At 48.5% G+C, this 25,126-nt stretch carries 23 protein-coding genes; 7 read left to right on the forward strand and 16 right to left on the reverse strand.

The annotated features are described in order from the left end of the window. Positions 1-3: 3 nt before the first annotated feature. The 7 genes from GS398_RS13310 to pyrG all read right to left on the reverse strand — a co-directional run bounded on the left by GS398_RS13310 (position 4) and on the right by pyrG (position 11,150). Positions 4-1,239: an HU domain-containing protein gene (locus GS398_RS13310; protein WP_160907295.1), complete on the reverse strand. Its 1,236-nt coding sequence runs from the start codon at positions 1,237-1,239 to the stop codon at positions 4-6. Positions 1,240-1,281: 42 nt separating this feature from the next. Next, positions 1,282-2,958, reverse strand: a complete 1,677-nt coding sequence (locus GS398_RS13315; RefSeq protein ID WP_160907296.1) for a porin family protein — start codon at positions 2,956-2,958, stop codon at positions 1,282-1,284. A gap of 3 nt (positions 2,959-2,961) precedes the next feature. Next, the gene (locus GS398_RS13320) at positions 2,962-5,988 is read right to left on the reverse strand and encodes a tetratricopeptide repeat protein (protein WP_160907297.1); all 3,027 of its coding nucleotides are present in this window, start codon (positions 5,986-5,988) and stop codon (positions 2,962-2,964) included. Between the two features lie 140 nt (positions 5,989-6,128). After that, complete coding sequence (locus tag GS398_RS13325) at positions 6,129-7,061, reverse strand: aspartate carbamoyltransferase catalytic subunit (protein ID WP_160907298.1); 933 nt, start codon at positions 7,059-7,061, stop codon at positions 6,129-6,131. Between the two features lie 14 nt (positions 7,062-7,075). Continuing rightward, a complete protein-coding gene (gene pyrR, locus GS398_RS13330) occupies positions 7,076-7,615 on the reverse strand; it encodes a bifunctional pyr operon transcriptional regulator/uracil phosphoribosyltransferase PyrR (protein WP_160907299.1) in 540 nt (179 codons plus the stop codon). A 35-nt stretch (positions 7,616-7,650) separates the two neighbouring features. Continuing rightward, entirely contained in the window at positions 7,651-9,519 is a 1,869-nt protein-coding gene (gene yidC / locus GS398_RS13335; protein WP_160907300.1) for a membrane protein insertase YidC, read from the reverse strand. 20 nt (positions 9,520-9,539) lie between these two features. Continuing rightward, the gene (gene pyrG / locus GS398_RS13340; RefSeq protein ID WP_160907301.1) at positions 9,540-11,150 is read right to left on the reverse strand and encodes a CTP synthase; all 1,611 of its coding nucleotides are present in this window, start codon (positions 11,148-11,150) and stop codon (positions 9,540-9,542) included. Positions 11,151-11,678: 528 nt separating this feature from the next. Between pyrG and GS398_RS13345 the strand changes: the two genes are divergently transcribed. After that, complete coding sequence (locus GS398_RS13345; RefSeq protein WP_160907302.1) at positions 11,679-11,957, forward strand: hypothetical protein; 279 nt, start codon at positions 11,679-11,681, stop codon at positions 11,955-11,957. A 166-nt stretch (positions 11,958-12,123) separates the two neighbouring features. Here GS398_RS13345 and cobA read toward each other — a convergent pair whose 3' ends face one another. Continuing rightward, positions 12,124-12,858, reverse strand: a complete 735-nt coding sequence (gene cobA, locus GS398_RS13350) for a uroporphyrinogen-III C-methyltransferase (RefSeq protein ID WP_160907303.1) — start codon at positions 12,856-12,858, stop codon at positions 12,124-12,126. A 109-nt stretch (positions 12,859-12,967) separates the two neighbouring features. Between cobA and GS398_RS13355 the strand changes: the two genes are divergently transcribed. Next, positions 12,968-13,177 (forward strand): heavy-metal-associated domain-containing protein, encoded by a 210-nt coding sequence (locus GS398_RS13355; RefSeq protein WP_160907304.1) that lies wholly within the window; start codon positions 12,968-12,970, stop codon positions 13,175-13,177. A gap of 2 nt (positions 13,178-13,179) precedes the next feature. Here GS398_RS13355 and GS398_RS13360 read toward each other — a convergent pair whose 3' ends face one another. Both GS398_RS13360 and GS398_RS13365 read right to left on the reverse strand, forming a co-directional pair. Further along, positions 13,180-14,358, reverse strand: a complete 1,179-nt coding sequence (locus GS398_RS13360) for a glycosyltransferase family 2 protein (protein ID WP_160907305.1) — start codon at positions 14,356-14,358, stop codon at positions 13,180-13,182. A gap of 4 nt (positions 14,359-14,362) precedes the next feature. Then, positions 14,363-15,274 carry a glycosyltransferase family 2 protein gene (locus tag GS398_RS13365; RefSeq protein WP_160907306.1) on the reverse strand — a complete coding sequence of 304 codons (912 nt, stop codon included), beginning with the start codon at positions 15,272-15,274 and terminating at the stop codon, positions 14,363-14,365. Between the two features lie 59 nt (positions 15,275-15,333). Here GS398_RS13365 and GS398_RS13370 point away from each other — a divergent pair, with 59 nt between their 5' ends. The 4 genes from GS398_RS13370 to GS398_RS13385 are packed head-to-tail and all read left to right on the forward strand — an operon-like array spanning position 15,334 to position 17,811. Continuing rightward, on the forward strand, positions 15,334-15,849 hold the full coding sequence (locus GS398_RS13370) for a hypothetical protein (RefSeq protein WP_160907307.1): 516 nt from the start codon (positions 15,334-15,336) through the stop codon (positions 15,847-15,849). Beyond that, positions 15,849-16,985, forward strand: coding sequence for a response regulator (locus GS398_RS13375; RefSeq protein WP_160907308.1), 1,137 nt, complete (start codon positions 15,849-15,851; stop codon positions 16,983-16,985). Before GS398_RS13370 ends, GS398_RS13375 begins: the two co-directional genes overlap by 1 nt. Positions 16,986-16,988: 3 nt before the next feature. Next, positions 16,989-17,303 carry an STAS domain-containing protein gene (locus tag GS398_RS13380; protein ID WP_160907309.1) on the forward strand — a complete coding sequence of 105 codons (315 nt, stop codon included), beginning with the start codon at positions 16,989-16,991 and terminating at the stop codon, positions 17,301-17,303. Between the two features lie 7 nt (positions 17,304-17,310). Further along, positions 17,311-17,811 (forward strand): hypothetical protein, encoded by a 501-nt coding sequence (locus GS398_RS13385; RefSeq protein WP_160907310.1) that lies wholly within the window; start codon positions 17,311-17,313, stop codon positions 17,809-17,811. Here GS398_RS13385 and GS398_RS13390 read toward each other — a convergent pair. After that, positions 17,808-18,266, reverse strand: a complete 459-nt coding sequence (locus tag GS398_RS13390; RefSeq protein ID WP_160907311.1) for a nuclear transport factor 2 family protein — start codon at positions 18,264-18,266, stop codon at positions 17,808-17,810. The genes GS398_RS13385 and GS398_RS13390 overlap by 4 nt on opposite strands. Positions 18,267-18,309: 43 nt before the next feature. Continuing rightward, positions 18,310-18,708: an RNA-binding regulator gene (rbp, locus tag GS398_RS22675; protein ID WP_160907312.1), complete on the reverse strand. Its 399-nt coding sequence runs from the start codon at positions 18,706-18,708 to the stop codon at positions 18,310-18,312. Between the two features lie 342 nt (positions 18,709-19,050). Between rbp and GS398_RS13400 the strand changes: the two genes are divergently transcribed. Further along, positions 19,051-19,965 (forward strand): M28 family peptidase, encoded by a 915-nt coding sequence (locus GS398_RS13400; protein ID WP_202406061.1) that lies wholly within the window; start codon positions 19,051-19,053, stop codon positions 19,963-19,965. Between the two features lie 9 nt (positions 19,966-19,974). Here GS398_RS13400 and GS398_RS13405 read toward each other — a convergent pair whose 3' ends face one another. The 4 genes from GS398_RS13405 to GS398_RS13420 are packed head-to-tail and all read right to left on the reverse strand — an operon-like array spanning position 19,975 to position 25,125. After that, positions 19,975-21,573 carry a S41 family peptidase gene (locus GS398_RS13405; protein WP_160907313.1) on the reverse strand — a complete coding sequence of 533 codons (1,599 nt, stop codon included), beginning with the start codon at positions 21,571-21,573 and terminating at the stop codon, positions 19,975-19,977. Further along, positions 21,574-23,070: a S41 family peptidase gene (locus GS398_RS13410; protein ID WP_160907314.1), complete on the reverse strand. Its 1,497-nt coding sequence runs from the start codon at positions 23,068-23,070 to the stop codon at positions 21,574-21,576. Between the two features lie 20 nt (positions 23,071-23,090). Beyond that, entirely contained in the window at positions 23,091-23,705 is a 615-nt protein-coding gene (locus GS398_RS13415; protein WP_160907315.1) for an HAD hydrolase-like protein, read from the reverse strand. 34 nt (positions 23,706-23,739) lie between these two features. Beyond that, the gene (locus GS398_RS13420) at positions 23,740-25,125 is read right to left on the reverse strand and encodes a sigma-54-dependent transcriptional regulator (RefSeq protein ID WP_160907316.1); all 1,386 of its coding nucleotides are present in this window, start codon (positions 25,123-25,125) and stop codon (positions 23,740-23,742) included. Between the last annotated feature and the right edge of the window lies 1 nt (position 25,126).

A 25,126-nucleotide genomic window follows, 5' to 3' on the forward strand; every position in this document is an offset into this window, starting at 1 on the left:
AGATTATTTTATAGGTGTTTTAATAAGCATTACCCGCGCGGCCGTGTCTACCCCGGCTTTCACTTTGGCCAGATTTTTTAAGGCGTCTCCCAACGTTTTGTAGGAACCGGCACTCACAAAGAGCCATTTCGGGCTGGTAATCATAAAGAGCTTTATGTTGGAATTCCGTTTTAGGCTGATATATTCCTGCACTTTCTTTTCTGTATGAAAGGAGGCCAGGATGATCTGGAAACTTGCGCTGTCGGCTGCCGCGGCCGTATCAGCAGCAGCTGCCGCCTGGTTTGCGCGGAAGACGCTGTCGTTCCTCAGCGAGTCTGCCTGTGTTAACGAATCAGGCAAGATCGGGGACGGCGTCGTTTTAATGGAAGCGATCGTTTTGCTGTTATCTTTAGGCTCTTCCTCTGCTTTCGGTACCATCAGGTAAAGGATTGCAGACAATATGCCGATCGCGATCACCGCTGCTGCGGCTATCCATATCCACCTGTCGCTGGGAGAGTCTTCATCGTCGGCATCTCCCGTTGGTTTCGTAAGCTGGCTGATAAAGCCGCCTCCGCGCGAGCTGTCGCGGAGCACGATCTTGTCGAATAGTACCGAATCGTCGCCACCTGCACTAACAGCCGCAATTTCAGGTTCCGGATGTTTGATTTCTGCGGCTGGCTGTACCGGTTCCCCCGCATCGTTATCACGATAGGATGTGCCGGCAATCTCCGGCTCGGGATCGTTTGCCGTTTCCGTTTCCGGCGCTTCGCTGATATTTTCGGGTGTAGGCGGTTCGGTTGACTTTTCAGCCGGCGGCAGGGGGGCCGTTGGCAACGCCGGCGGTATTTCTTCTGACTTGCCAGGTTCAGTAACAGGGACCAACCCGAAACTGGACATTAATTGATTTTCTTCCGACAGGTCGAGGTAAATCCCGCCGTCTTTTTTGCGAAGGGTACCGACCGGTAATAAACCAGCTTCCCCGTTCCCGTTGAGCTGCCTGTTAAGGTCGTCGCCGAATTTAGCGGCAAAGAAATCGGCCGACGCTTCAGAAATATGTTTGGTTTTACTGATGTGCCGGCTCAACAGCGCATCCGCGTTTTCTCTTTGGGTAAAGGCAAAGGTTTCCCCGGGAGGGAGAAAGGACTGTGTATTTTCGTCGAACGAGGCGGCTACCTTCTTTTTATAGATCGTGCCGAAACCGGGAATAGTCACTTCATCATGATCTTCCAGTATTTCAGCGATGTATAGGGCGATGTCCATCCGGGTAAAATTAGCCTTTAATTCCTATTCAGCCAAAACGGTTCAGAAAGAATAATTCAAACCGCCGAAGATGGTTGTGCCGATAGAGGGATAATACAGGTATCGCTGGTAGTTGGTTCCGAAGATATTATTGACACGAAGGAACAGTCCTACCTTCTCGCGGAAGAAATATTCGGCGCCGGCGCTCAGGTCGGTATAGCTTTTTACGGATACAATCTTATCGTTAAACGGTGCGACCGTTTCGCGCGTGAGCGCTTTGGAATCGCCACGAAGCGATACCTCTCCGTCTATGGTCAGCTTTTTATTGATGACCAAGTGTACGTTCGACAGAAATTCGAGCCCCGGCTTAAACCATGCTTGTTTTTGCACGCTGGTATTGTAATCTGTGGCGATAAATTTCCCCGTCCAGTTAAACATGCCGCCGGTTTTTACGCTGATCTCGCCTTCGAGGCCGATCACTTCGGTTTTGCTGTCATATACTACGTCGAATTTCTGCGCTTTCGTAAAATTATTCACAAAGAGCGGCATGTCTTCAATGGTTTTAAAGGAGGCGGAGGCTTTATAGCCAAATCCCGATCCCGCATTTCCCTTCACGCCGCCGTAGATGTTCGATTTTTCCAGCGCATTTTTGATAAGGATGTTTTCGTTGATGAACATGTTTTCGTTGCTGAGGTTTAGCAGCGTCGTTTTTTGCACATCACCGGTATAACCGCCAAACAAGGTGGCAAACCCGGGCACGATCTCAAAAGAGGCCGTTACGGCAGGCAGGAGGCTAGTGCGCGAGGTTTGTCCAAATTCCTGTACTACGTTTAGTCCTACGGTAAGGTCGTAGTTCTTTCCCTGCAGCTTAACAAATGGATTCGCCCGCAGGATGTTGTTTGATATCCTGTAAGAGGAATCTTTAGTGCCTGTAAAATCGAGCGCAGCGGTAGCGCCAAGGTGGAACCGGCTGAATCCCTTGCTTACAGATCCGCTTACCAGGAATGCGTTTTCGCGCGCTTTAAATGCGTTTCTTAACAGGTAAGCATTTGTTTTAACCGCGTAGCCGAGGTTGCTGCCGGTTTCTTCATAGCGTTCCAGCACTTCCCCGTTCAGGGTAAGCGTGCTGTAGGTTTGCTTTTGGATGTTGACAGGAGCGGTGGTAATTTCAGGGTTATATCCGTAGAAATTGGTCGACTTCCGGTCAAACCGCACATCACCTCCAAGTGTCATTTTATCCTGGATGCTTCGCCCAAACGCGCCAAATTGTTGTTGCGAGTACTTTTGGCCCGCCTGGTCGCCGGCTTGGTTGAGGTGTTTGCCGAATATACCAGCCTGGAGCGCCTCGTCCTTGCCAGTTGCAAAATAGAGCTCCCCGAGCCCGGTGTTACCGTTGCCCGCGCCGGCTTTTATGTAGTTATTTTTCAGGATCGTCTCCTTAATATCGGCGAGCTCCTGTGCCTGCAGCTTCCGGATATCGGTGTTAAGTTCCAGTTTCTTGTCGAGGATCTCGTAACTGAGATTAGGCTTGAAGGGCTTGTTCTCGTCGAGGTCAGGACTTCTGCGTATCTTTACCGCATCTGCAAGTACCGGTTTATAGGCTCGTTCTACCACGATCTCTTCGGTAGTAACTATTTTCTCGGGTTGTTTTGCCGGTTGACCCTGGGCCAGCGATAAGGACGCGTAAGCTGCCAGGGCAGCGGTCATGCCGTATTTTAAATAACCAGGTGTTTTCTTCATCCGTTAGTTCTTTTTGTTCAGACTTTCCAGTTTCGCCTTTGCCGATGGCAGGATATCGTCGTCGCCTTTATAACCTTCAATAATGCTCTTTAATGTTTCTTTCGCCTGGAAAAGGTTTTTCTGTCCTACATATACGTCCGCCAGCAGCACATAGCTTTTTGCCACCCAGTAATCATAGGAGAACAGCTTGCTGGTAAGCTCAAAGATGGTGGCTTCTGCCGCTTTGTAGTTACCTTTCAGGTACTGGATCTCGGCGACGTTGTATTTTGCTTCGGCTGCCGAGATGGTCTGCGCCTGCGTAACCACCTCCTGGAACTGGCGGAGGGCGACGGTGGTGTCCCCTTTCATCAGGTAAGCTTTCCCGCCGAAGAGCATGGCACGGTATTTTTCTTCTTTGGAGGATTTTTCGAACTTGTCGACCAGGGCTACATATTTAAGTACGTCATCCGGCATCTGCATATTACTGTAAGCCTCGAGCAGGTTGTTGATGGCAAAACCGTAATTCGCCTTGTACTCGGCCGTGAGCTCCAGTTTTTTCAGGTAAACCACCGCTTCGTTATATTTTTTCTGCTTCAGGTAAAGGTTAATGATGCTGATCAGTGAGCGTTCGGTGTATTCGCTGGTCCAGTCGTTCAGGATAAAAGTGTAATCGGGAACGGCTTCATCTGGCCGGTTAAGCTTTACCAGGCTTTCCGCCCGGATAAATTTAGCCTGTTTTTCGTGGATGGGCCGTGAGAACTTATCGAAATAAGCATTTACAGCCTCGAAAGTTCCCTGGAAATCACCTCGCTGGTACCTGTTGTAAGCGGCCTGGAAGGTAATGTTATCCTGCTCGGAAGTGGTGAGATTACCGATGTTGGTACTGTTCGCATAGGTGAGAAAACCGTCGGAATCTCCCTTATCGAGGTAAATGTTTTTGATCGATTCGAGCGCCTGTTTGGCTTCGTCGGCCGTGGAATATTCCGAAACCACCCGTTGAAAGGTAGTTAGTGCGCCCGCATCGTCGTCCTGGTTGTACTGTACCAGCCCGATGGTTACCAACGCCCGCGGGGCATAGCTGCTGCGGGGGTATTTTTCCAGCATCGCGGTCAGCCCGGCTTTCGCTTTAGCGTAGTCATTGGTTACGAAATAGGTATAAGCGATCTCGAAATCCGCATCATCCGCATAGTTCGAGCCGGGGTATTGTTTGAGTAACGACTGGAGGGTAGCGATTTTCTCGGCATTTTGCTGCTGCAGCCCAAAGATCATCCCGCGCTGGAAGAGCGCATAGTCTTCGCCGCTTGCCCGCCAGGCGATGATCTTATTATACTGTTCCATGGCATCACCATAGTTCCTGTTTACGAAATATGAATCCGCCAGGCGGAGGGTGGCGTCGTTAAGGGTGTTTTTATCCTGTTCCCCGCCCCTGATGAAGCGCTCGAAGTAGGTTGCCGCCTTTGCATATTTATCATTTTGGAAAGCGGAATAGCCGATGGCGTAGTTAGCGTAATTGTACACATCGGTTTTCTTCGCAGCCGGCAATGCAAGGAATTTCTCGAACTGGACAACAGATTCGCCGTATTTTCTCACTTCGAACATGGCTTCGGCGAGCCAGTAGGTGGCAAGCGCTTCGATCTCTTTGTCGATGCCGTTAGCAGCCGACCGCATCAGCATGGATATCGCGTTTTCGAAAGCACGTTCGTTGTAAAACTCCAGACCGCGGAAATAAGTCACTTTCTGGTAAGCCAGCCTGGCGTCCTGGTTTTTGTTAGTAATAGACTCCAGCACGATCACCGCTTCCTTATAATTCTTGGTAGTGAGCAATACTTCCGCCAGCAGGGTTTTGGCCTCGTTGGTCCGGGCAGATTTGGGGTACGTTTTGAGGAAAAGCTGGATCGCGTCTAAGGCAACGGAGTGGAATTCAAGCTCGTATGAGAGTTTCGCGTAGTTAAAGAGTCCTTCTTCCTGTAAAGCGGCATCGAAGGTGAGCTTTGATGCCCGGAAAAAGGCGTTGCGGGCGCCCTGTTTATTGCCGGTCTTAAGAAACGAGTTGCCGAGCGTAATCATGGCGTGCTGGTAATAAGCGTCGGCCACGGTCATTTTTTCGAGTTCGGTAACCGCCTTGGCGTAGGCGGCATTTTTAAAAGCGGTATACCCGATCTGGTAACTATCCTGGTTATTCTGTGTTTTCCCGAGGTCTTTGTCCTGGAAGCGTTGATAGTAAATTCCCGCGTTCTTATAATCAGACCGGGCAAAATAGGAAGCACCGATGATGCGGTTCATTTCGGGCTTATACTGGTCGTCGATGGTAGCGGTGGCGGGAATGGTGTACCGGAGTACGTCATCATACCTCTTATCAAGGAAGTAAAGGGCCGAAATATAGTAGGGATAGCTCTTTTCGTAGGTTTTTGATCCTTTTAGCCGTTCGAATTCGCGGAGGGCGGTTTTGTAATCGGCATCCGCATAATTGAGGTAAGCGTAATAGTATATGGAAGGTTCCGCAAATTCGCTTTTGCCGTCTTTAAGGGAAGCGAATAATGGCTCCGCTTTTACGTAATCTTTCGAGAAGAAGTAAGAATAGCCCAATTTAAACCGGTATTCTTCGCTTTCTTTGGAGGAGAGGTTCTGTGGCTCGATCTTTTTAAACCATTCGATGGTTTTCGGGTAGTTCTTTTGTTTAAAATAAAACCTGCCGACCTGGTAATAGGCCGAACGTGCGTTGGCGCTTACCGGGTGGTCGTTAATAAACTTCAGGAAGAGCTTTTCCGCATCGTCATTCCCAAGCTCGAGGGCACAAACGGCCCTGTAAAACTCCGCGTTTTCCTTTAAGAGCGAAAACTGGCGCTGGTCACCGCTGCCGTCCGAGGGGAACATCCGCGACTCGTCAACACGGCTGAACTGCGCGGATGCGGCGGCAAATTTGCCTTTTTCGAAAAGCTCGAGGCCTGTCTTGTATGCTTTATCCACCTCGAACCAGGATGTTTGCTGGGATTTGGCCGTAACACCAAGCAGGCATAATAAAAAGGTGAGGCGTATATAGGGTTTCAGCATAATTTAATCTAAGGTGAACAGGCAAAATTAAAAACGAAAAGTACCATAATCCACAGTAGAAACTAACACATGTGGAAAATTAAGGGACTAACGGCAAAAGAAGGTAAATGGTATGAATGTGTGGAAAAGATTAGAAAAATCTAATCCCGCTGGCTTGCCAGCAGGTATAATACCGCCATCCGGATAGCCACCCCGTTTTCCACCTGGTCGAGAATGACCGACTGTTTACTGTCGGCCACATCGCTGGTGATCTCCACTCCGCGGTTCACCGGGCCCGGGTGCATAATGGTGATCTCTTTGTCGAGCGAATCAAGGATTTTTTTGTTTAACCCATATAGCATGGTGTATTCCCGCAGCGTGGGGAAGTACTTGATATCCTGCCGTTCCAGCTGTATACGGAGCATATTGGCTACATCGCACCAGTTGAGTGCTTTCCGGAGATCGTACTCAGTTTTTACGCCAAGGGTATGAATGTATTTGGGGATGAGTGTCGGCGGCCCGCAAACCATCACCTCGGCGCCCAGTTTATGAAGGCAGAGAATATTGGAGAGCGCTACACGGGAGTGAAGGATGTCACCAATGATAGCCACCTTTTTGCCTGCCACGTCGCCGTAGCGTTCGCGGATCGAGTAGGCGTCGAGCAACGCCTGGGTAGGATGCTCATGTGCACCGTCGCCCGCATTCACGATCTGCGCATTAATATGCCTGCTCAGGAATATGCCCGCCCCGGGATAAGGATGCCGCATAACCACCATATCCACTTTCATGGCCAGGATGTTGTTCACGGTATCGATCAGCGTTTCTCCCTTACTCACAGAAGAAGAGGATGCCGCAAAATTCACCACATCTGCGGAGAGGCGTTTCTGGGCAAGCTCGAAAGACAGGCGGGTGCGGGTAGAATTTTCGAAAAAGATGTTGGCAATGGTAATATCACGAAGCGAAGGCACTTTTTTAATTACCGGGCTGTTCAGCACATCTTTAAATCGGTCGGCGGCGTTAAAAATGAGGCCGATGTCAGATTCCCGGAGATCTTTTATGCCTAGTAGGTGTTTGGTGCTTAACTTTTCTGCCATTTATATCTCGGGTTTTACTCTGATAACAAAGTGACTTTATCTTCCTTGTCGGTCTCTTTCCAGCTAACGATCACTTTTTGCGAGTTGATGGTGTCTACCTGTATCCCGATATAATCGGGTTCGATAGGCAGGTGACGCGCATAACGCCGGTCTACCAGCACCAGCAATTCAACCTTTTCTGGTCTCCCGAACGATTGCAGGGCATCCATCGCAGAGCGGATAGTGCGCCCGGTCCACAACACGTCGTCGATCAGGATCACGCGTTTGCCTTCAACCGCGAAATCGATCTGGGTGCTGCTTGGAAGGATGAGCCCTTCGCGCCTGCGGAAATCGTCCCTGAAAAAAGTGATGTCAAGGTCGCCGCAATTGATCCTGGCCGCCGGGAGAATTTTTCGCAACTCTTCCGTGATCCGCCTTGCAAGGAAGATTCCCCGGGGCTGAATCCCCAGGATCACGGAATCGGTAAAATTGTCGTGATTTTCAATTAACTGATAGCAAAGACGCTGCAGCGTGACCTGGAACTTTTGACCGTCGAGCAGGATTAGGTTTTGCATCAGGGATAAATTGAACAAAAATACAATAAATCAGCTTATTTCTTTTTGGGTTTGGCAGAAGACGCCGGTAAATCTTTGCCTTTTGCAGTTTGCTGCTGCTGCCTCATGTAGTCTTCCATGCGTTGCTGGAAGCCGGATTTTTTCTTCGCCGTTTCCGGTTTTTTCTTGTTCTCCTGTATCTGGGCGTGGATCTTGTCGTCGTTTACCATCTGCCTGATCAGGAATTGCTGTGCAAAGGTGAGCATGTTGGCCAGGAAGTAATAATAGTTCAGACCAGCAGGATAGCTGTTGAGCACACCCAGGAAGATGATGGGAGAAATATACCCGATGTATTTCATCTGTCCCGTAGCCCCGGAGATCTGGTTGTTGAAATAAGTATAGATCAGGGTCGAAATGGTCATCAGGATACACATCAGGCTCAGGTGATTCCCGATGAAGGGAACCTTGATCCCGAAATTGATAAACGCATCATAAGTTGAAAGATCATCCATCCATAAGAAACTCTGCTGCCTGAGCTCGAACAGGTTCGGGAAGAAAAAGAAGAACGCCATTACGATAGGCAGCTGCAGCAGCATCGGTATACATCCGCCTAACGGGTTTACGCCGGCCTTTTTATATAGTTTAAGGTATTCCTGCTGAAGCAGGGTAGGGTTGTCTTCGCCGACCTTTGCCTTGATCTCGTCCATTTCAGGTTTTAAAACCCGCATTTTGGCCATCGAGAGGTACGACTTATAAGTTAACGGCGATAATACCACTTTCAACAGCAGGGTGAGTACCAGGATGATCAGCCCGTAGTTCCAGTTAAAGCTGTCCAGTATCCTGAAAACGTACAGCACTACGTAGCGGTTGATGTATTTTAACGGCCAGTAACCCATCTCTACCTGTCGCTCAAGCTCATACCCCTGTTTTTCGAGGATGCTGAACTTATTTGGCCCAAAGTAGAACTCCATAGGATAGGCGTTCACGGCCTGGCGGGAATATGGAAGCTGCATGTTGGCAGCGAACGCTTTTACCGCACGGGGATCTGAAGGAACGGAGCTCACACTCAATGTTCCTTTGGTAAATCCTTCCCTGGCAATCAATACGTTAGAGAAAAAGTGCTGCTTAAAAGAGATCCATTGAATTTTCCCTTTGTCGCCGATGGCTCTTTGTTCGTCTTTTGCCGTTTCGAGGTGGGTTACCTTGTCTTCTGCATCGAGGTAATATGCGGTAGAAGTAGGTTGTTCATTGGTTACATCTTTTTCTTTTTGTTTAAGCAGTGCTTCCCAATTCAGCGTAAGCGGTTTGTTTGGCGCGAAGACGTCCTCCATGCCCTGCGCCCGGATGGTGAAGCCCACTTTAAAGCTGTCGCCCGTCAGTGAATAGATGTAATCGATGTATTTTCCTTCGGAGTAGGTAAGCCTGAATGAAATCGAGGATGAATCGCCCCTGGCTACCGACAGTGACGATGAAGAAGGTGTAAAGTAGAGGTCGTTGGTAGAGATCAGGGCGCCGGCGGTATTAAATACGAGGCCGAACTTGCTGTCTTTCCCCTCGAACATCACCAGGGGTTTCTTGTCGTAGGTTTTGTACTCTTTTAAAAGTACGGAAGCGATCCTTCCGCCCCTGGTATCGAAGCTTACTTTTAAATGTTCATTTTCGAGGGTGATCAGTTGGCTGGTGCCGGCGATGGCTCCGCCGAAAGGACCTTTAAAGGCGGTGGAATCGGCAACCGCCTGCTTACCCGGGGCCGGTGTTGTTTTGAGTGCTGCTGTCGGTTTACCTGCGTTGGCTCTTTTTACTGAATCCTGGTATTGAACTAACCGCTCTTTTTTTAACTCGGCTTCCGAGGGCTTCATTAAGAAAGTTGAGCCAACTATAATGATCAGGATCAAAAAAAGTCCTGTATAAGTATTCCTATCCATTCTAAAAAATAAATCGCCTGTTATTTCTTTCGGGCAAAGCCCAGCGAAGCGGCGACAAAGTTAACAAAAAGTGGATGCGGATTATCAACAGTTGATTTTAATTCCGGATGGAACTGTCCGCCCACGAAAAACGGGTGATTCTTTAATTCGATGATCTCTACGAGGCTGTTTTCCGGGTTGATCCCGGAGGCAATGAGCCCGGCCTTCTCAAAATCCGCCAGGTAATCGTTGTTAAATTCGTACCGATGGCGGTGGCGTTCGGTGATCTTATTTTTGCCATAGATCATGGCGGCTTTGGTGCCTTTTTTTATTTCGCAGGTGTAAGAGCCGAGCCGCATGGTACCGCCCTTGTTGCGGATCTTTTTCTGCTCCTCCATCATAGAAATAACCGGGTGTTTTGTATGTTCGTCGATCTCGGTGGTGTGGGCGTCTTTCCATCCGAGGATGTTGCGGCCATATTCTACTACCGCGCACTGCATCCCGAGACAGATCCCGAAAAACGGGATGTTGTTTTCGCGAACATGCCGGATCGCTTCGATCTTTCCCTCTATTCCCCTGCTTCCAAAACCAGGGGCCACCAATACGCCATGCAGCCCGGCCAGTCTTTCCGCCGCATTTTCCGCGGTTAATTCTTCCGAATGGATGAACTTCAGCTTAACCTTACATTCGTTTTTCGCGCCGGCGTGGATAAATGCCTCGTTGATGGATTTATAGGCATCCGGCAGTTCGACATATTTACCGATGAGCCCGATGCAGATCTCGGCAGTCGGGTTTTTAAGCCTCCCCAGGAAGTCCTTCCAGCTTTCGAGGTGCGGATCGCTTTTATGGGGAAGCTTTAATTTGGTAAGCACGGTTTTGTCAAGCTGTTCCTTCAGCATCAGCAGCGGAACATCGTAAATGGTGGAAGCATCGATCGATTCGACCACTGCATTGATATTCACGTTACAGAACAGGGCGATCTTTTTGCGGATATCCTGGTTAATATGGTGTTCGGTACGGCAAACGAGGATATCCGGCTGGATACCGTACTCGAGCAACATTTTTACGGAGTGCTGTGTGGGTTTCGTTTTTAGCTCGCCGGCCGCGGCAAGGTAGGGGATCAGGGTAAGGTGAATTACGATCGAGTTGCCCGATCCTGCTTCCCACCTGAACTGACGGACGGCTTCGATAAAAGGAAGCGACTCTATATCGCCTACCGTTCCGCCTAACTCCGTGATCACGATATCATAGTCGCCGGTTTCGCCAAGGATACGCATGTTGCGCTTGATCTCGTCGGTAATGTGCGGGACTACCTGCACGGTTTTCCCGAGATAGGCGCCTTCACGTTCTTTGTTGATCACGTTCTGGTAGATGCGCCCGGTAGTAATATTGTTGGCTTGAGAAGTAGGAACATTCAAAAAACGTTCGTAGTGGCCAAGGTCGAGATCTGTTTCCGCACCGTCTTCGGTGACATAGCATTCTCCATGCTCATAGGGATTCAGCGTTCCCGGGTCAATGTTGATGTACGGGTCGAATTTCTGGATGGTTACGCGGTATCCTCTCGATTGAAGGAGCTTGGCAAGTGAAGCCGAAATAATACCTTTTCCTAACGACGAGGTTACGCCGCCTGTAACAAAAATATACTTAGTCATGAGTGAAGGATTAGCCACTTACTATTGCCTGATGTTAGCAACCGGTAATGGTTTTTGTACGGGATTCAAAAGTAAGAAAATTTTCGGGTATAGCGGGATTTGTGGAGAAATGAAAGGATGTGGAAAAGCGGAATGATAAGATAGAAGCTGCGGGTAACGCTGTAATCCCCATGCGCCGTTCGTGATATTTTATCAACATGCCCAAACTATCCGGTAAAGTAGCGGTTGTTAATAAAACGGCTATCGACCGGCAGCCGGGTTCCTTTTAGTATACCTGTGGATAAAATTAATGTGTGCCCTTAACCGGCTTTATTTCCGTGTCTTGAAACTAAAAGGTGTTGAAAACTCATTTTTTTGTCATTAAAATGCCAATGTGTTAAGCTAAAACGTTTTCCTTTGATATTTTATCAATAAAACATCAAAAAAAATATGAAATAATTTGCAAAAGCTATTTTTGGTATTTAAATTTGTAAACGCAAAACGATAAAATCATTTTGTAAACGATTCACCACTTAAACATCAGGGACCATGAACTTAAAAGAGGTATTACTAAACGGCTTAAGCTTTAACGAGATCTTAAAGCGATTTTCAATCGATCGTACAAATTTCACTATCCGTGATGAGGAAGTGATCGAGTGCAAGAAGAACCTGACCCGGGGAGATATTTTTAAGGAAAGTATCGTTATCCAGGGTAAAGCGGATAATGGTCCTATCTTTAACTTTTTTGGTACCCTGCATTATAACCTGCTAAACCACCTGGCGGTGTTTGAGCTGGATTCCGTAGAAAAAAATGCGGTTTCGGCATAATTAGCCGGATAACCCTGTGTTATAAAACCCCGCCCGGAAACGGCGGGGTTTTTTGTTGAATTTTAACATTCTGCGCCAGCTACATACGTACTAAATAAATGGCCGCTGTTAGCTATAAATAGTGAGGAAGGAGCGAAGAAATAACATTTTCCGGGCTGGTCCGCGGTTATTCTTTTGATTCCCCGGAGAAGTGTAATTCCACTACGCGTCCGATGATGATCAGCGCCGGATGTGTGAGCTTACTTGCGGTCGCCATAGCAGGAAGATCTTTTACTTTCCCGGAGATAAATTTTTTATTGGGCAGTGAGGCGTGCTGAACAATCGCGGCGGGCATTTCCCCATTTCCCGAGGATAAATAAGTTTCGGAGATCTCCGCCAGCTTTTTCATTCCCATATAGATCACCACGGTAGCACGGCTTTGTATGGCAAGCCTGAGATCGTCGGATAAAGAGCCGTCCTTTTTCGTGCCGGTTACCATCCATACGCTTTCGCTCACCGAACGATGGGTTAGGGGAACGTTTTCCATCCCCGAGGCCTGCATACTGGTAATGCCCGGAACGTAATAAGCGTCGATGCCTTCCGCCCGGGCATAAAGCATCTCTTCAAAGCCTCTGCCAAAAATAAACGGGTCGCCTCCCTTTAGCCGGATAACAGACCCATGTTCGAACGCCTTTTCGCGGATCAGGGCATGAATGGTTTCCTGCGGCGTATATTTGCCGTAAGGCTGTTTGCCTACGTATATTTTTTCGCAACCGGCCGGTGTTACGGCCAATAGTTCTTTGTTGGCAAGATTATCATACAGCACGGCTTTCGCTTGCCGGAGCAATCGGTACCCTTTCATGGTAATTAGTTCCGGGTCGCCGGGGCCGGCGCCGATGATGTAAAGTTCAGGACGGGTCAAGTGTGTTCAATTATCTTCAAATATAGCCCGATGATACAGAAAGTATATCCTCCAAAAGTAAAACCTGTTGCCCGGTTCGGAGGTTATACAACCGGAGGCTATATAGATCATGGAAACCCTGAATTTTAAGACAAATATCAACTGCAGCGGATGCGTAACGGCGGTTACTCCCTTCTTACATAAGGAAGAAAATATTTTAAAATGGAAAGTGGATACCGACCATCCCGCTAACATATTAACCGTTGAGGTGCAGAATATAGGCGAAGGCGAGGTAGTGAAGCTAATAAAAAAAGCCGGGTTCGACGCAGAGCGGATCTAAGATCAGCCTTCTTTTCGTTTCGATTTCTCCCAGGCGGCGCTTTGCTTTTTCCTGAAGTACCGGATGATACCCGCAATTACCGCGTAATTCATCACACAAAAATAATAGGGCACGAATAGGGCTTTCACGCGAAGTTGTCTTTTTTCGAGTATAAAACCTGCGAGGGCCAGCAAGTAGAATCCTAGCTGGCAAATAAAAAGGAGCTGGTACAGCACAGCACCGGGTTGTGCTGCAAGCAATGCATTTAAAATAAGCGCCAGGACCAGGAGGAAGGGGGTGACCGTCCAGCGAAGTACCCGGTGGCTGATATATTGGAAGCTCAGCATGCCGTATTTGAAAATGTTCAGTAAGCCGGCAAGCCACACGATAGACTGCATGCCGCCCGCGGCGATGCGCACTTTTCGCTTAAGCTCTTCAGTTACGTTTTCAGAGGCTGTTTCCACTGCATACGCTTCGGGCTCGTAAATGATCCGGTACCCTTTTTGGGCGATCAGCATCGAGATCATAAAGTCGTCGATGATCGAATCCGGCGAAACGGGCAGGTACAGCGATTTCCTTACGCTGAACAGTTCTCCGGCGGCGCCTACAACCGAATACAGCTCAGAGTCCCATTTTTTTAGCTTCGACTCATATTTCCAGTAAAATCCTTCGCCTGCCGAGCTTGCATCAGCAGTTTCCCCGGCGGAAACGCGTTTTTCGCCGGCTACGGCACCAACCGTTGGATCGGAGTAATGCCGGCATAAATTGATCAGTGCATCCGGGTTTAAAAAGGTATTGGCATCGGTGAACACGATGGCATCGGTTGTTACTTCCGTAACGGCGCGGTGAACGGCAGCGATTTTGCCTTTGCGCTCGGGACTATGCATCAGCCTGATCTGCTGGTATTGCGCGATGAGCTCCGGTGTACGGTCTGAGGACCCGTCGGTAATAAATACCAGGCTCAGTTTGCCTGCCGGGTAACGAAGCTCAAGCGTGTTTTTGATTTTTTCGGTGATGTAATTTTCTTCATTGTAGGCAGCCACAACCAGCGTGCAGGAGGGCAGGGAGGCGTCTGACGATACCGGAAGCGGCCTTGCTCCCTTGATCGCCCTCCGGATCCTGACCAGGATAAACAACACAAAGCCATATCCCACGAAAGTGTATATAACAACAAAAATACTTAACCAGAAAATCAGGGCCATGAACTTACTTAAGCGTGTAACCTAAAACTGTGCTGTCTTTATTATTTGTAACGTTCCACCAGACCGCCCTTAAAAGTACGGGAATAAAAGCGAAGTTCCCTTTAGCGATATACACCAAGATGTTTCGTGTGCAAACCAGCAGTATAAAATACACATAGAAAAATAACCGGGCGGCAGGCGGCGAGTTCCTCCTGGCGAACAGGATGCGGTTACGGTTCATAAAGTATTCTTTTAACGGGCTGTTGGCGCCCACAGAGATCGATTCCTTATGGTAAATAAGTGCGTTCGTATTGATCATCAGGCGGTACCCGGCTTGTTTAAACCGCTCGCACCAATCCATTTCTTCGTAATACAGGAAGAAATTTTCGGGCATCAGTCCTGCTTTATCTATGGCTTCTTTCCGGATCATCATCGCTGCGCCATGTACGAACCCGGTTTCTCGCTCGATATTATCATATTGCCCCCGGTCCTTTTCCAGGTAACCCGGGCTGGCGTTTTGTATCGTGTAATAGTTCATCGGTGTGAACCCCACGTATTGGATCGTGTCTGGCACACTAAAGAACCTGATCTTGGGTGATACTACCGCGACTGAAGGAAACCGGTCGAGCGTATCCGCCAGGGTTTCTGCCAATCGGGGCGTAAATTCTGTATCGTTATTCACCAGGAAAAGATAGTCGCCGGTAGCCGCTTTTATCCCCAAATTATTGCCGCCGGCAAAACCTAAGTTCGTGTTGGAACGTATAAAGCTAATATGCGGGTACCTGGTGGTCCACTCCGGCACGTGGTTAATTTTACTGCCGTTGTCTACCACAATGATCTCCGTTACGGTAGATCCTTGCGCCTGGATAGAATGAATTAATTCTTCTGTAACCAACGGTTGGTTGAAATTGACCGTAATAACAGAGATGCTTGCCATGAATAGTTGTTGTAAAGAGCCGAAAAATACAATTTAATTGCGATAATCCGACGGTAATAATGATTGAAGAAGTGGACGGAAAAGAAGCGGCGATGGCCAACAGGAAATTGGATGAGCTTATCGTCATGCTCGATTCAGGAAAACTGGATAGGGAGCAGAAGTTTCTTATGCAGCAGCGTTTAAACGAAGCATTAAAACGCTCGTCTTTTGATCCCGACGTTTTCGAGCCTTTTGTTAAGCTTGGAGAAAATACGCAGCTTTCCCGCGAGGATATGGCCGACGACCTTGAGTCGTTACTGGCGCAGATCCCGCTCGATAGCAACATCTCAAAAAAATACCTCCTCATCGAGCACTCTAAGCGGGTGGTACAGGTGATCATCTCTTTCCTGTTAATAATTATGGGTATTAGTATGATCATCATCAAGGCTCCGCCAAATTTTGAGATGTTTACGATCTATTACTTCACGTGGGACGACGGCATCACCCTCATGGATTTAATTTCCGTTTTAATTGTATTTTCGGGCATCTATTTACTGATCAGCGCATGGTTGTATTTGCGCAGAGCTGAACATTGATGACTGCCTCGAAAAAGATCTTACTGGTTGATGATGATCGATTTATGCTTGAGCTTACCGCGAGGGCGCTTGAGAAGGAAGGCTTTTTTTGCCACAAGGCATTGTCGGCACTGGAAGGATTGGAGATACTTGCACAATCGCTGCCAGATATCATTCTTTCTGATTATGATATGCCGGGGCTGAATGGTTTTGATTTCAGGCAGCGGGTGTTATCGGACCCGAAACTGAAGAATATCCCGTTTGTTTTCCTTACTTCATTTACCGATGAAGACCTGATGATCAAGGGCCTCGACCTGCAGGCGGTCGATTATATCACGAAGAATACACCGCTGGCAGTGATTGTCTCCAAGCTTAATAACCTGTTAAGCACGGTGCGCGAAGAGCATCAGCGATCGCTGCAGGAGCTTCGCAAAACGGCGGAGGCGCTGAACCTCCGTTCGGTACCGGTGAAAGCACCCGTGATCGGCGGCGTAAAGATCGATTTCCTGCATCACCCGTTCCAAAATTACCCGGGCGGGGATTTTATCGATTTTATTGTCGTCGACAATTCCTTTACTTTCTGCATACTTGGCGATGTGATGGGGAAAAAGTGGGGAGCCTGGTTTTTTTCCTTCAATTTTCTCAGCTATATCCGTTCTGCGGTGAGGCTTTGTGTGTTCGAAGGCGACCTGTCTACCGCAAGCATCCTTCGCAAGATTAATAAAGTGATTTACCTCGACCCCGTACTAAGCGATGTGTTTTCCACCGTTTCGCTTATCCGCATCGAACATGCTACCGGGAATATTTTATATTCTGGTGCGGGAGATCTGCCGCTGATCCGGTACCGGGCCGACCTCGATGAAACAAGCCGGTTAACATCGTCGGGCCTATTGCTCGGCTTGTTTCCGGATGGAAAATACGACGAAGCAGGGGTCACGATGAGTAAGGGAGATAAGTTGATCATGATCTCCGACGGAATGATCGACTACGAGGATGAGGTGGGAAAGAAAAGTGATTTCCAGCTATTTTATAACTCGGTGTTACCGGTGATCGGGCAGGAGAACGCGTTCGAGCGCATCAAAGCAGCCACCTTCGCCGAAAATACGGAGAAAGTACAGGTGGATGACTGCAGCATGATTTTTTTTGAAATAAAATAAGATATGATACAAGTTAAAGAGCTCGGTGACTATGTTGTGGCTTCGCTCAAACTGAAAGAAGCGAATCTCACGGAAGCCGAAAGGTTTAAAAAGGAATTGATGGAAGTGATCGATCAGGGCCATAAAAAGATCATTGTCGACTTCGAACAAGTAATGTATGTCGACAGTTCCTTCCTCGGAGCACTGGTTTCTTCGTTAAAATATGCAATGACGCTGGGTTCTGACATCGCGGTAGTACATCTGAATAAGGATATTTTCAACCTGTTCCAGTTGATCAGGATGGATAAGGTATTTCATATTTATAAAACCTTACCGTAACCGGAGAATGGCTGGTTTTAAGAAGCAGTTCCATTTCACGGAAACGGGAGATCTATATCCTTTTATGCTCGAAATTCTCTCAGAGATCGAAGAGCGTACGGGCGAAACAATATTTAATCGAATCAGGGGCAGCAGCCGGTTTATCCTGATCGAGTTGCTCACCAACGCGATCAAACATACGAATGGGACCATTTCCGTTATCTGTTTAGAGATCGACGGTAGTAATGTGACCATCAGCCGCTCCGACAGCGGGCAGCGTTTCCTGGTCGAAAGACCGGATCATGTGATCTACAGCGACGATATGGCCACGTTGTACGGGAAACCGCTAACGGATGATAAGTTGGTTTTCAACGTAGTAGACCACGACCTGACGAGGCCGCCGCTTGTTGAGCACCTTTCCGAGCATTACGGCCTGACGATCATCACCAAAGCATCCGACGAATTTACGTATGCTTATGATCCCGCAGCCGGGACTAACACGTTTTCAGCAAGAATTAAATTAGGTTAACCGGGACATTCATCTTTTCGGCGGGTGTCGACCAGGTAAACGATCTTCCACCCGTTAGGTCCCTTTACCAGTTGGAAGGAGTTTACGCCGCAGTGGCTGAACTGGTCGCCGGTATAAAATTTGTAGTTGGTCCACACGCTCGCAAGGCGACCATCGATCAGTACGTAGTTAAATGTGATTCGCTCATCCCATACAGCGGGATGCGGGGCGCCCACCGCTTTAAGAAACGATGCGGGGTCGTCGGTTTTGACAGCTAACGTGAGGGAGGCTGGAATTGTTTGAAGGACCATCCCGGGAGCGAACGTAGTTTTAACCAACGCACTATCGCCCTTGCGCATTCCTTCAAACAAAGTATTTATCACTTTTTTTACCGCATCCGTTTCGGGACTTTGCGCAAATGCAGTAACGCTAAATAGAAACGAAAATGTAAGTAAGAGCAAGGCTCTTTTTTTCATAACCGGTAGATAGCCTGATTTCCGTATCAAACGGAATATGAACCTAGTATTCGGAGCCGCCACCGCGATTGTAGCCACCGCCACCGCCGCCTTTGTTGTAACCGCCGCCACTACCGCCTTTATTGTAGCCACCTCCGCCGCCACCGCCGCGATTAAAACCGCCACCGCCGCCGCGTGAAAAGCCGCCTGGTTTTTTATCCTGACGCTCCTGGGCCTGCGATACCGCGATAGAGCGGCCGCCTACCTGTAAACCGTTCAGGTTCTCGATAGCCTTCAGCGCTTCAGATTCATCAGCCATTTCTACGAAACCGAAACCTTTGCTTCTGCCGGTTTCTTTGTCTGTAATAATCTTGATAGAGCTAACTTCTCCGTATTGTTCAAAGATCCCTCTTAATTGATCTTCCTCTAAGCTGTAGGGAAAACCGGCACAAAAAATGTTCATTTAATTTAGCTTTTCTGTTAAAGAATTATTCCTGGGAATAGTTTTAATTTTTTTAAAGATATTAAAAAAGAATAAAAGTGTTCACAAAACAAAATTTAATCTTTTCGTAATCTTCTTCCTTAAAATTAAACAATACGAACGATAAATAACCCAGGTTGGGTGCGATTTGTTGTTTATTTTTTCAATCACGTAATGCGGCCCGCGAGCAGCCCTGGAATTTATAAACGGCTCCCGCCGGAAAGATCCGGGACGGCGGCCGTCGCTTTCCCCCGGCTGCCCTTCCGTTGGGTCTTGTGGTTTCGCACCGTTAGTTTGGTCCGTTAAAAACAGTATTTTAGCCGTATGAAGAAAATTGTATTTATCGCAGCGATGTTTTATGGTTTTGGAGTAACTGCCCAGGTAATTAACCCGGTACAGGTACTGAAGGATGTGGAGATCTTATCGTCAGACGTGTACGAGGGAAGACAGACCGGCACGAAAGAGAACCAGATGGCGGCCGATTATATCATCGGGAGACTGACAAAGTTGGGTGTCGCTCCGTACCAAAAGGATTTTAAACACCCTTTTACCTTTAAAACGCGCCAGGGCGAAGACGTAAAAGGCGTAAATGTGCTGGGAATAATCCCGGGAAAAACCGCGGGCCTGATCGTAATCTCCGCACACTACGACCACGTGGGGATTAAACGCGGACTAATTTATAATGGCGCCGACGATAATGCTTCCGGGGTGGGCGGGCTGTTGGCAGCAGCGGAGTTTTTTACGAATAACAAGCCTGAGAAGACCATCATCATAGCGGCGTTTGATGCCGAAGAAATGGGCCTGCAGGGGGCGAAGGCATTTGTGGCCGATCCAACGACTGAGCTTTCAAAGATCCTCCTGAATATCAATATGGACATGATCAGCCACAATGATAAAAACGAGCTTTACGTGGCCGGCTCCTTTGCGAATCCCGCGCTTAAACCGTTCCTGGTAAGTAATAATCCAAAAGTTAAACTGATTGCCGGGCACGACGATCCCAAGCTTGGACATGATGACTGGACCAATCAGAGCGACCAGGGCGCATTTAACGCAAAAAAAATCCCTTTTCTTTACTTCGGTGTGGAGGATCACCCGGATTATCATAAAGCCACGGATGAATATTCCACCATCACGAAGGACTTTTACGTAAATGCCGTTGAAGTGATCATCCGGATCGCGGGCAACTATGATAAAAGCACGGCTAAAAAGTCGAAAAGCAAACTGATCATGAAAAACTAACCGGAGCGGCTAGTTTTTCTGTTTGATCCTGTTTTCTATTGCTCCTTTAAATTCTCCGGGTATTTCGATCGTTATAGCTTGTGCGCCCGACGCGCTAACGGTGGCGCTCTCTTTAGAGGCGCTCACGGAAGAGATCGTATTGGTGGCGATGTAATTGATGGCGGCAAGCGTCGACGATTCTTTCGAGTTGCCGAAGTCGCGTGTGACATCGTCGAACGTAGTTTTATCGGGGGTAAATCCAGTGAAATAGTCACCTTCTCCAGCCGAGTTCCGGGTCTGGAACATGGAGTAATAGACGTTGTAATTACCGATCCTGATCGGGAAAAAACCGATCGGCTTACCATACGATTTCGCGCCGAAGATCTTTACGTTCATATGCGGCTTCAGGTTGTTGATCACGAGCTCGCTGGCCGATGCGGTATTCCCGGTAACGATAAACGCGACGTTGGTAATGTTTTCAAGAGCACCTTTCTTGGCGAATTTGTAAGTATGCTTTGCCAATGAAAAATCTGCATCTGCATAAGTCCTGATGCGCCCGTTAACATATTGTACCTTGTCGTTGTCGTCCAATTGCGGCTGATTTGCCAGTATCCTGGCATTGTTTGCCTGCATGGTGCTGTTGTAGGTTTCGCTGAACATGGTGCTTCCGGTAAGCGTCCCGGGAGCGATCAGGTCGGTAAGATGTTGTGCGGTAGAAACGTATCCTCCGCCATTATACCTTAGGTCGATGATGAGCGCGGTAACCCCTGCGGTCTTAAACCCGCTGAATACCGTGGTGAGGGCGGCTTCGGAGTTTTCGGCAGAGGAAAACCGTGCGTAGGCAATATAACCGATTTTTTTACCGAGCGTGTCGATCACGCGGCTGGCGAAGATAGGGCTGCTTTTATATACAGCTTTGGTGAGGGTAAGGTTGGTCTCCACGCCGTTCACTTTGCGGGTAAGCGGAAGCGTAGTTTGTGCCAACGCACTGTTAATGGCATTTACTTCGGCCGAAAAATTGGCCCCATACGCTACGCCATTCAGTTTGCTAAGGATTTGTCCCCGGCGAATCCCGGCGTTCCATGCCGGCGAATTCAGGGCCACGAAACGCACATACAGGTCGTACGTGGTGTTTGTCGCATCTCTATAAAGTCCCGTTACGGCAATGCCAAGGTCATTCCCGTTTCCTTCCAGGTCCACGGCGCTGATCGTACCCGGCATATACGCTACCGGGTTGATGGTGGCGCGGTCCTGGATATACGAGTATTTCGGTTTACCGACAGTGGTGGTGTATTCGTAAGGCAGACCGGTAGTGGTATTTATCTTGTATTGGCTGATCGCGAACAGCTCGCTGTTAAAATTCGTTAATTCGCTGCCCGACGCCGTAAACCCCCGGGGGTTAAAAGCTTCTACGGTGGGTAAGGCGTCGTTCCAAAAGTAAACCTGTTTGGCATATAAAAAGATCGAATCTTTAGTAAGCTCGGCTCGTGTGCCATTTGCCGTTTCAGGTGGTGTACCGGTATCAGGCGTCTTTTTAGCACTTTTTTTGCAGGATACCGCCAGTAAAACCAGCAGGCAGGGAACCATCACCTTAAGCATCGAGAGGTTCCGTCGTTGTTGAGACGTCATTTATTTAACTTTTAAATTTCTAATTACCATCCCTTTAAATTCATTCCTGTCCAGCTTTTTGGTGATCCTGGCTGCCTCGGCCACAGTAAACACGCCAGTCGATTTTGAGCTGCTTACGCTGTTTTCACCGGAGTTAGTCGCGGCAAATGTTCCTTTACGCGCGTAGGTAAGCGCATAAGCCAGCAGCTTTTCGGAAGTATCGCCAAATTCTTTCGTTAGATCGTCGTTATCTTCTTTGTTTACGGCTATGCCGTCGTAGTAACCGCCCTGTCCCAGGCTGTTTTTCGACTCGAACTGCGGAATATAAAGGTCGAGCTTGTCAATGGTGATCGCGAAAAATCCCACAGGTTTTCCATACGTTTTATTGCCGATCAGCTGCACATCCATCAGCGGTTTCAGGTTATTAATAAGCAGTTCGCTCGCGGAGGCGGTGCCGCCGGTCACAATAAAGTAGCAACGGTTCACGTTCAGGCTCCCGATTTTTGCGAACCGGCGGGTTAAATCGGATGCGGCATAACTTTCATCGAACGCAGAAGTAAGTACGCCGTTATCATAATATTTCTGATTTTTAAGGATAGTAGCGTTCCCGCTTTGCATCAGCTGGTTAAAGTGTAGCGAATACATGGCGGTATTATTTGCGCTCGCAGGCACGATAAGGTTTGCCAGGAGTTCGGAAGTGTCTACTGCGCCACCCCCGTTGTAGCGAAGGTCGATGATCAGCTCCGTTACGCCCTTCGACGCAAAATCAGCGAAGACGGCGATCAACTGCTGGTTTACGTTGAGGGTGAAGCTGTTAAACACGATATAACCGATCTTTTTGCCGCCTTCCGTATATACGTTGGTGAAAAGGATGGGATTAATCGTATAGCTTCCGCGTGTTACCACCACATCCTGTGTACTGTTGTCAGGCTTTTTTACCGTCATGGTTACACTGGCTGCCGAACCGAATATGGCATTCACTATAAAGTTGATGCTGGCGTTGGTAGTCGTGGTAAGGTCTGTGCTTCCGTTAAGTTTTATGATCTGGTAACCGCGTTTTAGCCCGAGCGCTGCGGCAGGAGAGTTCGGGTACACATATTTTACCCGGAGATCCGAAGTGGAGTTAAAAAAAACGGAAAACCCATAATCACCGGCCGTTCCGCCGATCGCAGAGGCCAGTGTCCCATCATCAATGAAGGAATATTTGGGCTCATCCGGGTAATCTTCGTCGTATTCGTAATTTTTCCCGGTGGCAGGATTTAGTGTGAGCCTGGTAATGGCCAGCAGTTCCGCGTCGTTGGACGTGTACTTACGGGGATTGAACGCCTCATAAGTCGGCAGCGCGGTGTTCCATAAATAAGTTTGCTGTGCATAGAGGTAGATCGAATCTTTCGTAAGCGCTTCCCTCTGGGCTGGGTCGACTTTATTTTTTTTGTCCTTTTTGCAGGATGTTGCTACAAGGCTGGTGACCAACAGGCACCACATCGCTAACTTCAAACAGGTAAAGCTTTTCATCATAGTAGCACGATAATGTTAATCTATCTAAGAAAACCCTGATCTAAATAATCGATCCCAGCAGCGTCAGCAAATTCTTCGTCAACTTTCAGGGTACCAATTATTAACAGTTCTTTTCGCAGAATATTGTGCTGTGCCAGGATCATATTTAGTACGTCGGTTTCAGGCTTGGGGTTTGTCTCGGCGGTAAAATAAACGGTGAGGTGCTTTTCGAGCCCGTGCCACTCGATTTGGCGTATTTTATTCAGTTGCTGCCCGGGATCGCCGTCGGTTACCAGGAATATTTTCTTCCGGTCGACCACAATTTCCTGCAGCAGTTCCAGCATCGGCTTATATAGCAGGAGCTTGAGCGGAAGTCGGGCCGTTTGGTGCAGCAGCCCGAAGTTCCTCCGGTATTTTTCATCCAGGGCGAAGGCAGCCAGGGCACGGTCGAAGATCCCGGCGGCGCCATGATGGTCGAGCGAGGTTTTAAAGAAAGAAGTGAGATCGGCCGCAGGCGGAAACCCTTCGGTATATTCGATGAAATTTGCGAACAGGTAATATACCTGGAGCAGGTAATCCCGCTCCGGGTAAAGTACGTTGTCTAGTTCGAAAATAAAGGCCTTTTTAGCAGGGTCCAGATCCGCGTAATTCAACATGTGCCGTATTTTATACAGGCGAAAATAGCGGTGATTAGTCCGTTCTTTTCAGGCCATATTTTTCGATCTTACTGTATAAGTGGCTTCGCTGGATGTCGATATCGTCCGCCGTTTTAGACACGTTCCAATTGTTTTTTTCGAGCTTATACTTAATAAAATCGCGCTCCATGTAATCTTTATACTCCTGGAAATTGGCGAACTGGTCATAGTTTCCTGTTACGGCAATGCCGTTACCGTTCGCCGCAGCGGCAGGCGCGGGGCCTGATGGATTGGCAAACGTGTTCACGTCGCTTTCCGTAATGCTTTTTTCGCTCAGGATGATAAGCCTTTCCACCATATTGCGCAGTTCGCGGATATTGCCGGTCCATGGCAATGCTTTCAGCGCTTCGATGGCGCCGTCGGAGAATTTCTTTACCGGTACGCCATAGTCATTGCAGATCTCCTCGCAAAAAGCATTTGCGATAATCGGGATGTCGTTTTTACGTTCGGTAAGATGGGGAACATGGATGAGGATCACGCTAAGCCGGTGGTAAAGGTCCATACGGAAATTGCCGGCATCGATCTCTTTAAGCAGGTCCTTATTGGTTGCTGCCAGCACGCGTACGTTCACCTCGATCTCTTTTTCGCCACCCACGCGGGTGATGCGGCTTTCCTGCAGGGCGCGCAATACCTTCGCCTGCGCGGATAAGCTCATATCTCCAATCTCATCCAGGAACAAGGTGCCGCCGCTTGCCTGCTCGAACTTCCCGATCCGTTGCTTAACGGCTGAAGTAAAGGAGCCTTTTTCATGGCCAAACAGCTCGCTTTCAATTAACTCTGAAGGGATTGCGGCACAGTTCACCTCGATCAGCGGGTTATTTGCCCTGTTCGATTTTTCGTGAAGCCAGCGTGCAACCAGTTCCTTGCCGCTCCCGTTAGCCCCGGTGATCAGCACGCGGGCGTCTGTAGGGGCCACGCGCTCTATCGTGTCGTGGATCTTGGTGATGGCGGGTGAGTTTCCCAGGATCTCCCGGGTTTTACTCACTTTCCGCTTCAGTACTTTGGTCTCGCTTACCAGGCTTCCGCGTTCAAGCGCGTTGCGCACGGTGATCAGCAGCCTGTTCAGGTCGGGTGGTTTCGAAATAAAATCGAAAGCGCCTTTCTTGCTCGCTTCAACGGCGGTTTCGATGGTGCCGTGCCCCGATATCATGATGAATGGAAGATCTGGCTTGATCTGGAGCCCTTCGGTCAGGACTTCCATGCCGTCCATGCGGTTCATTTTAATGTCGCATAGCACCAGGTCATAGTCATTTTTCCTGATCAGGTTCAGCCCGTCGATCCCGTTGTCGATGTCTTCAACGGCATAATCTTCATATTCCAGGATTTCCCGCAGCGTGCTTCGGATAGCCCGCTCATCATCAATAATTAGGATTTTAGTCATA

Origin of the sequence: Hufsiella ginkgonis, from assembly GCF_009834915.1 — a bacterium.
In the GTDB taxonomy this organism is placed as follows: domain Bacteria; phylum Bacteroidota; class Bacteroidia; order Sphingobacteriales; family Sphingobacteriaceae; genus Hufsiella; species Hufsiella ginkgonis.

What these genes read in the sequence shown, in the direction of transcription:
- GS398_RS13310 (WP_160907295.1), bottom strand. Translation starts at nt 1,239, where the DNA reads ATGGACATCGCCCTATACATCGCTGAAATACTGGAAGATCATGATGAA.
- GS398_RS13315 (WP_160907296.1), bottom strand. Translation starts at nt 2,958, where the DNA reads ATGAAGAAAACACCTGGTTATTTAAAATACGGCATGACCGCTGCCCTG.
- GS398_RS13320 (WP_160907297.1), bottom strand. Translation starts at nt 5,988, where the DNA reads ATGCTGAAACCCTATATACGCCTCACCTTTTTATTATGCCTGCTTGGT.
- GS398_RS13325 (WP_160907298.1), bottom strand. Translation starts at nt 7,061, where the DNA reads ATGGCAGAAAAGTTAAGCACCAAACACCTACTAGGCATAAAAGATCTC.
- pyrR (WP_160907299.1), bottom strand. Translation starts at nt 7,615, where the DNA reads ATGCAAAACCTAATCCTGCTCGACGGTCAAAAGTTCCAGGTCACGCTG.
- yidC (WP_160907300.1), bottom strand. Translation starts at nt 9,519, where the DNA reads ATGGATAGGAATACTTATACAGGACTTTTTTTGATCCTGATCATTATA.
- pyrG (WP_160907301.1), bottom strand. Translation starts at nt 11,150, where the DNA reads ATGACTAAGTATATTTTTGTTACAGGCGGCGTAACCTCGTCGTTAGGA.
- GS398_RS13345 (WP_160907302.1), top strand. Translation starts at nt 11,679, where the DNA reads ATGAACTTAAAAGAGGTATTACTAAACGGCTTAAGCTTTAACGAGATC.
- GS398_RS13355 (WP_160907304.1), top strand. Translation starts at nt 12,968, where the DNA reads ATGGAAACCCTGAATTTTAAGACAAATATCAACTGCAGCGGATGCGTA.
- GS398_RS13360 (WP_160907305.1), bottom strand. Translation starts at nt 14,358, where the DNA reads ATGGCCCTGATTTTCTGGTTAAGTATTTTTGTTGTTATATACACTTTC.
- GS398_RS13365 (WP_160907306.1), bottom strand. Translation starts at nt 15,274, where the DNA reads ATGGCAAGCATCTCTGTTATTACGGTCAATTTCAACCAACCGTTGGTT.
- GS398_RS13370 (WP_160907307.1), top strand. Translation starts at nt 15,334, where the DNA reads ATGATTGAAGAAGTGGACGGAAAAGAAGCGGCGATGGCCAACAGGAAA.
- GS398_RS13375 (WP_160907308.1), top strand. Translation starts at nt 15,849, where the DNA reads ATGACTGCCTCGAAAAAGATCTTACTGGTTGATGATGATCGATTTATG.
- GS398_RS13380 (WP_160907309.1), top strand. Translation starts at nt 16,989, where the DNA reads ATGATACAAGTTAAAGAGCTCGGTGACTATGTTGTGGCTTCGCTCAAA.
- GS398_RS13385 (WP_160907310.1), top strand. Translation starts at nt 17,311, where the DNA reads ATGGCTGGTTTTAAGAAGCAGTTCCATTTCACGGAAACGGGAGATCTA.
- GS398_RS13390 (WP_160907311.1), bottom strand. Translation starts at nt 18,266, where the DNA reads ATGAAAAAAAGAGCCTTGCTCTTACTTACATTTTCGTTTCTATTTAGC.
- rbp (WP_160907312.1), bottom strand. Translation starts at nt 18,708, where the DNA reads ATGAACATTTTTTGTGCCGGTTTTCCCTACAGCTTAGAGGAAGATCAA.
- GS398_RS13400 (WP_202406061.1), top strand. Translation starts at nt 19,051, where the DNA reads ATGAAGAAAATTGTATTTATCGCAGCGATGTTTTATGGTTTTGGAGTA.
- GS398_RS13405 (WP_160907313.1), bottom strand. Translation starts at nt 21,573, where the DNA reads ATGACGTCTCAACAACGACGGAACCTCTCGATGCTTAAGGTGATGGTT.
- GS398_RS13410 (WP_160907314.1), bottom strand. Translation starts at nt 23,070, where the DNA reads ATGATGAAAAGCTTTACCTGTTTGAAGTTAGCGATGTGGTGCCTGTTG.
- GS398_RS13415 (WP_160907315.1), bottom strand. Translation starts at nt 23,705, where the DNA reads ATGTTGAATTACGCGGATCTGGACCCTGCTAAAAAGGCCTTTATTTTC.
- GS398_RS13420 (WP_160907316.1), bottom strand. Translation starts at nt 25,125, where the DNA reads ATGACTAAAATCCTAATTATTGATGATGAGCGGGCTATCCGAAGCACG.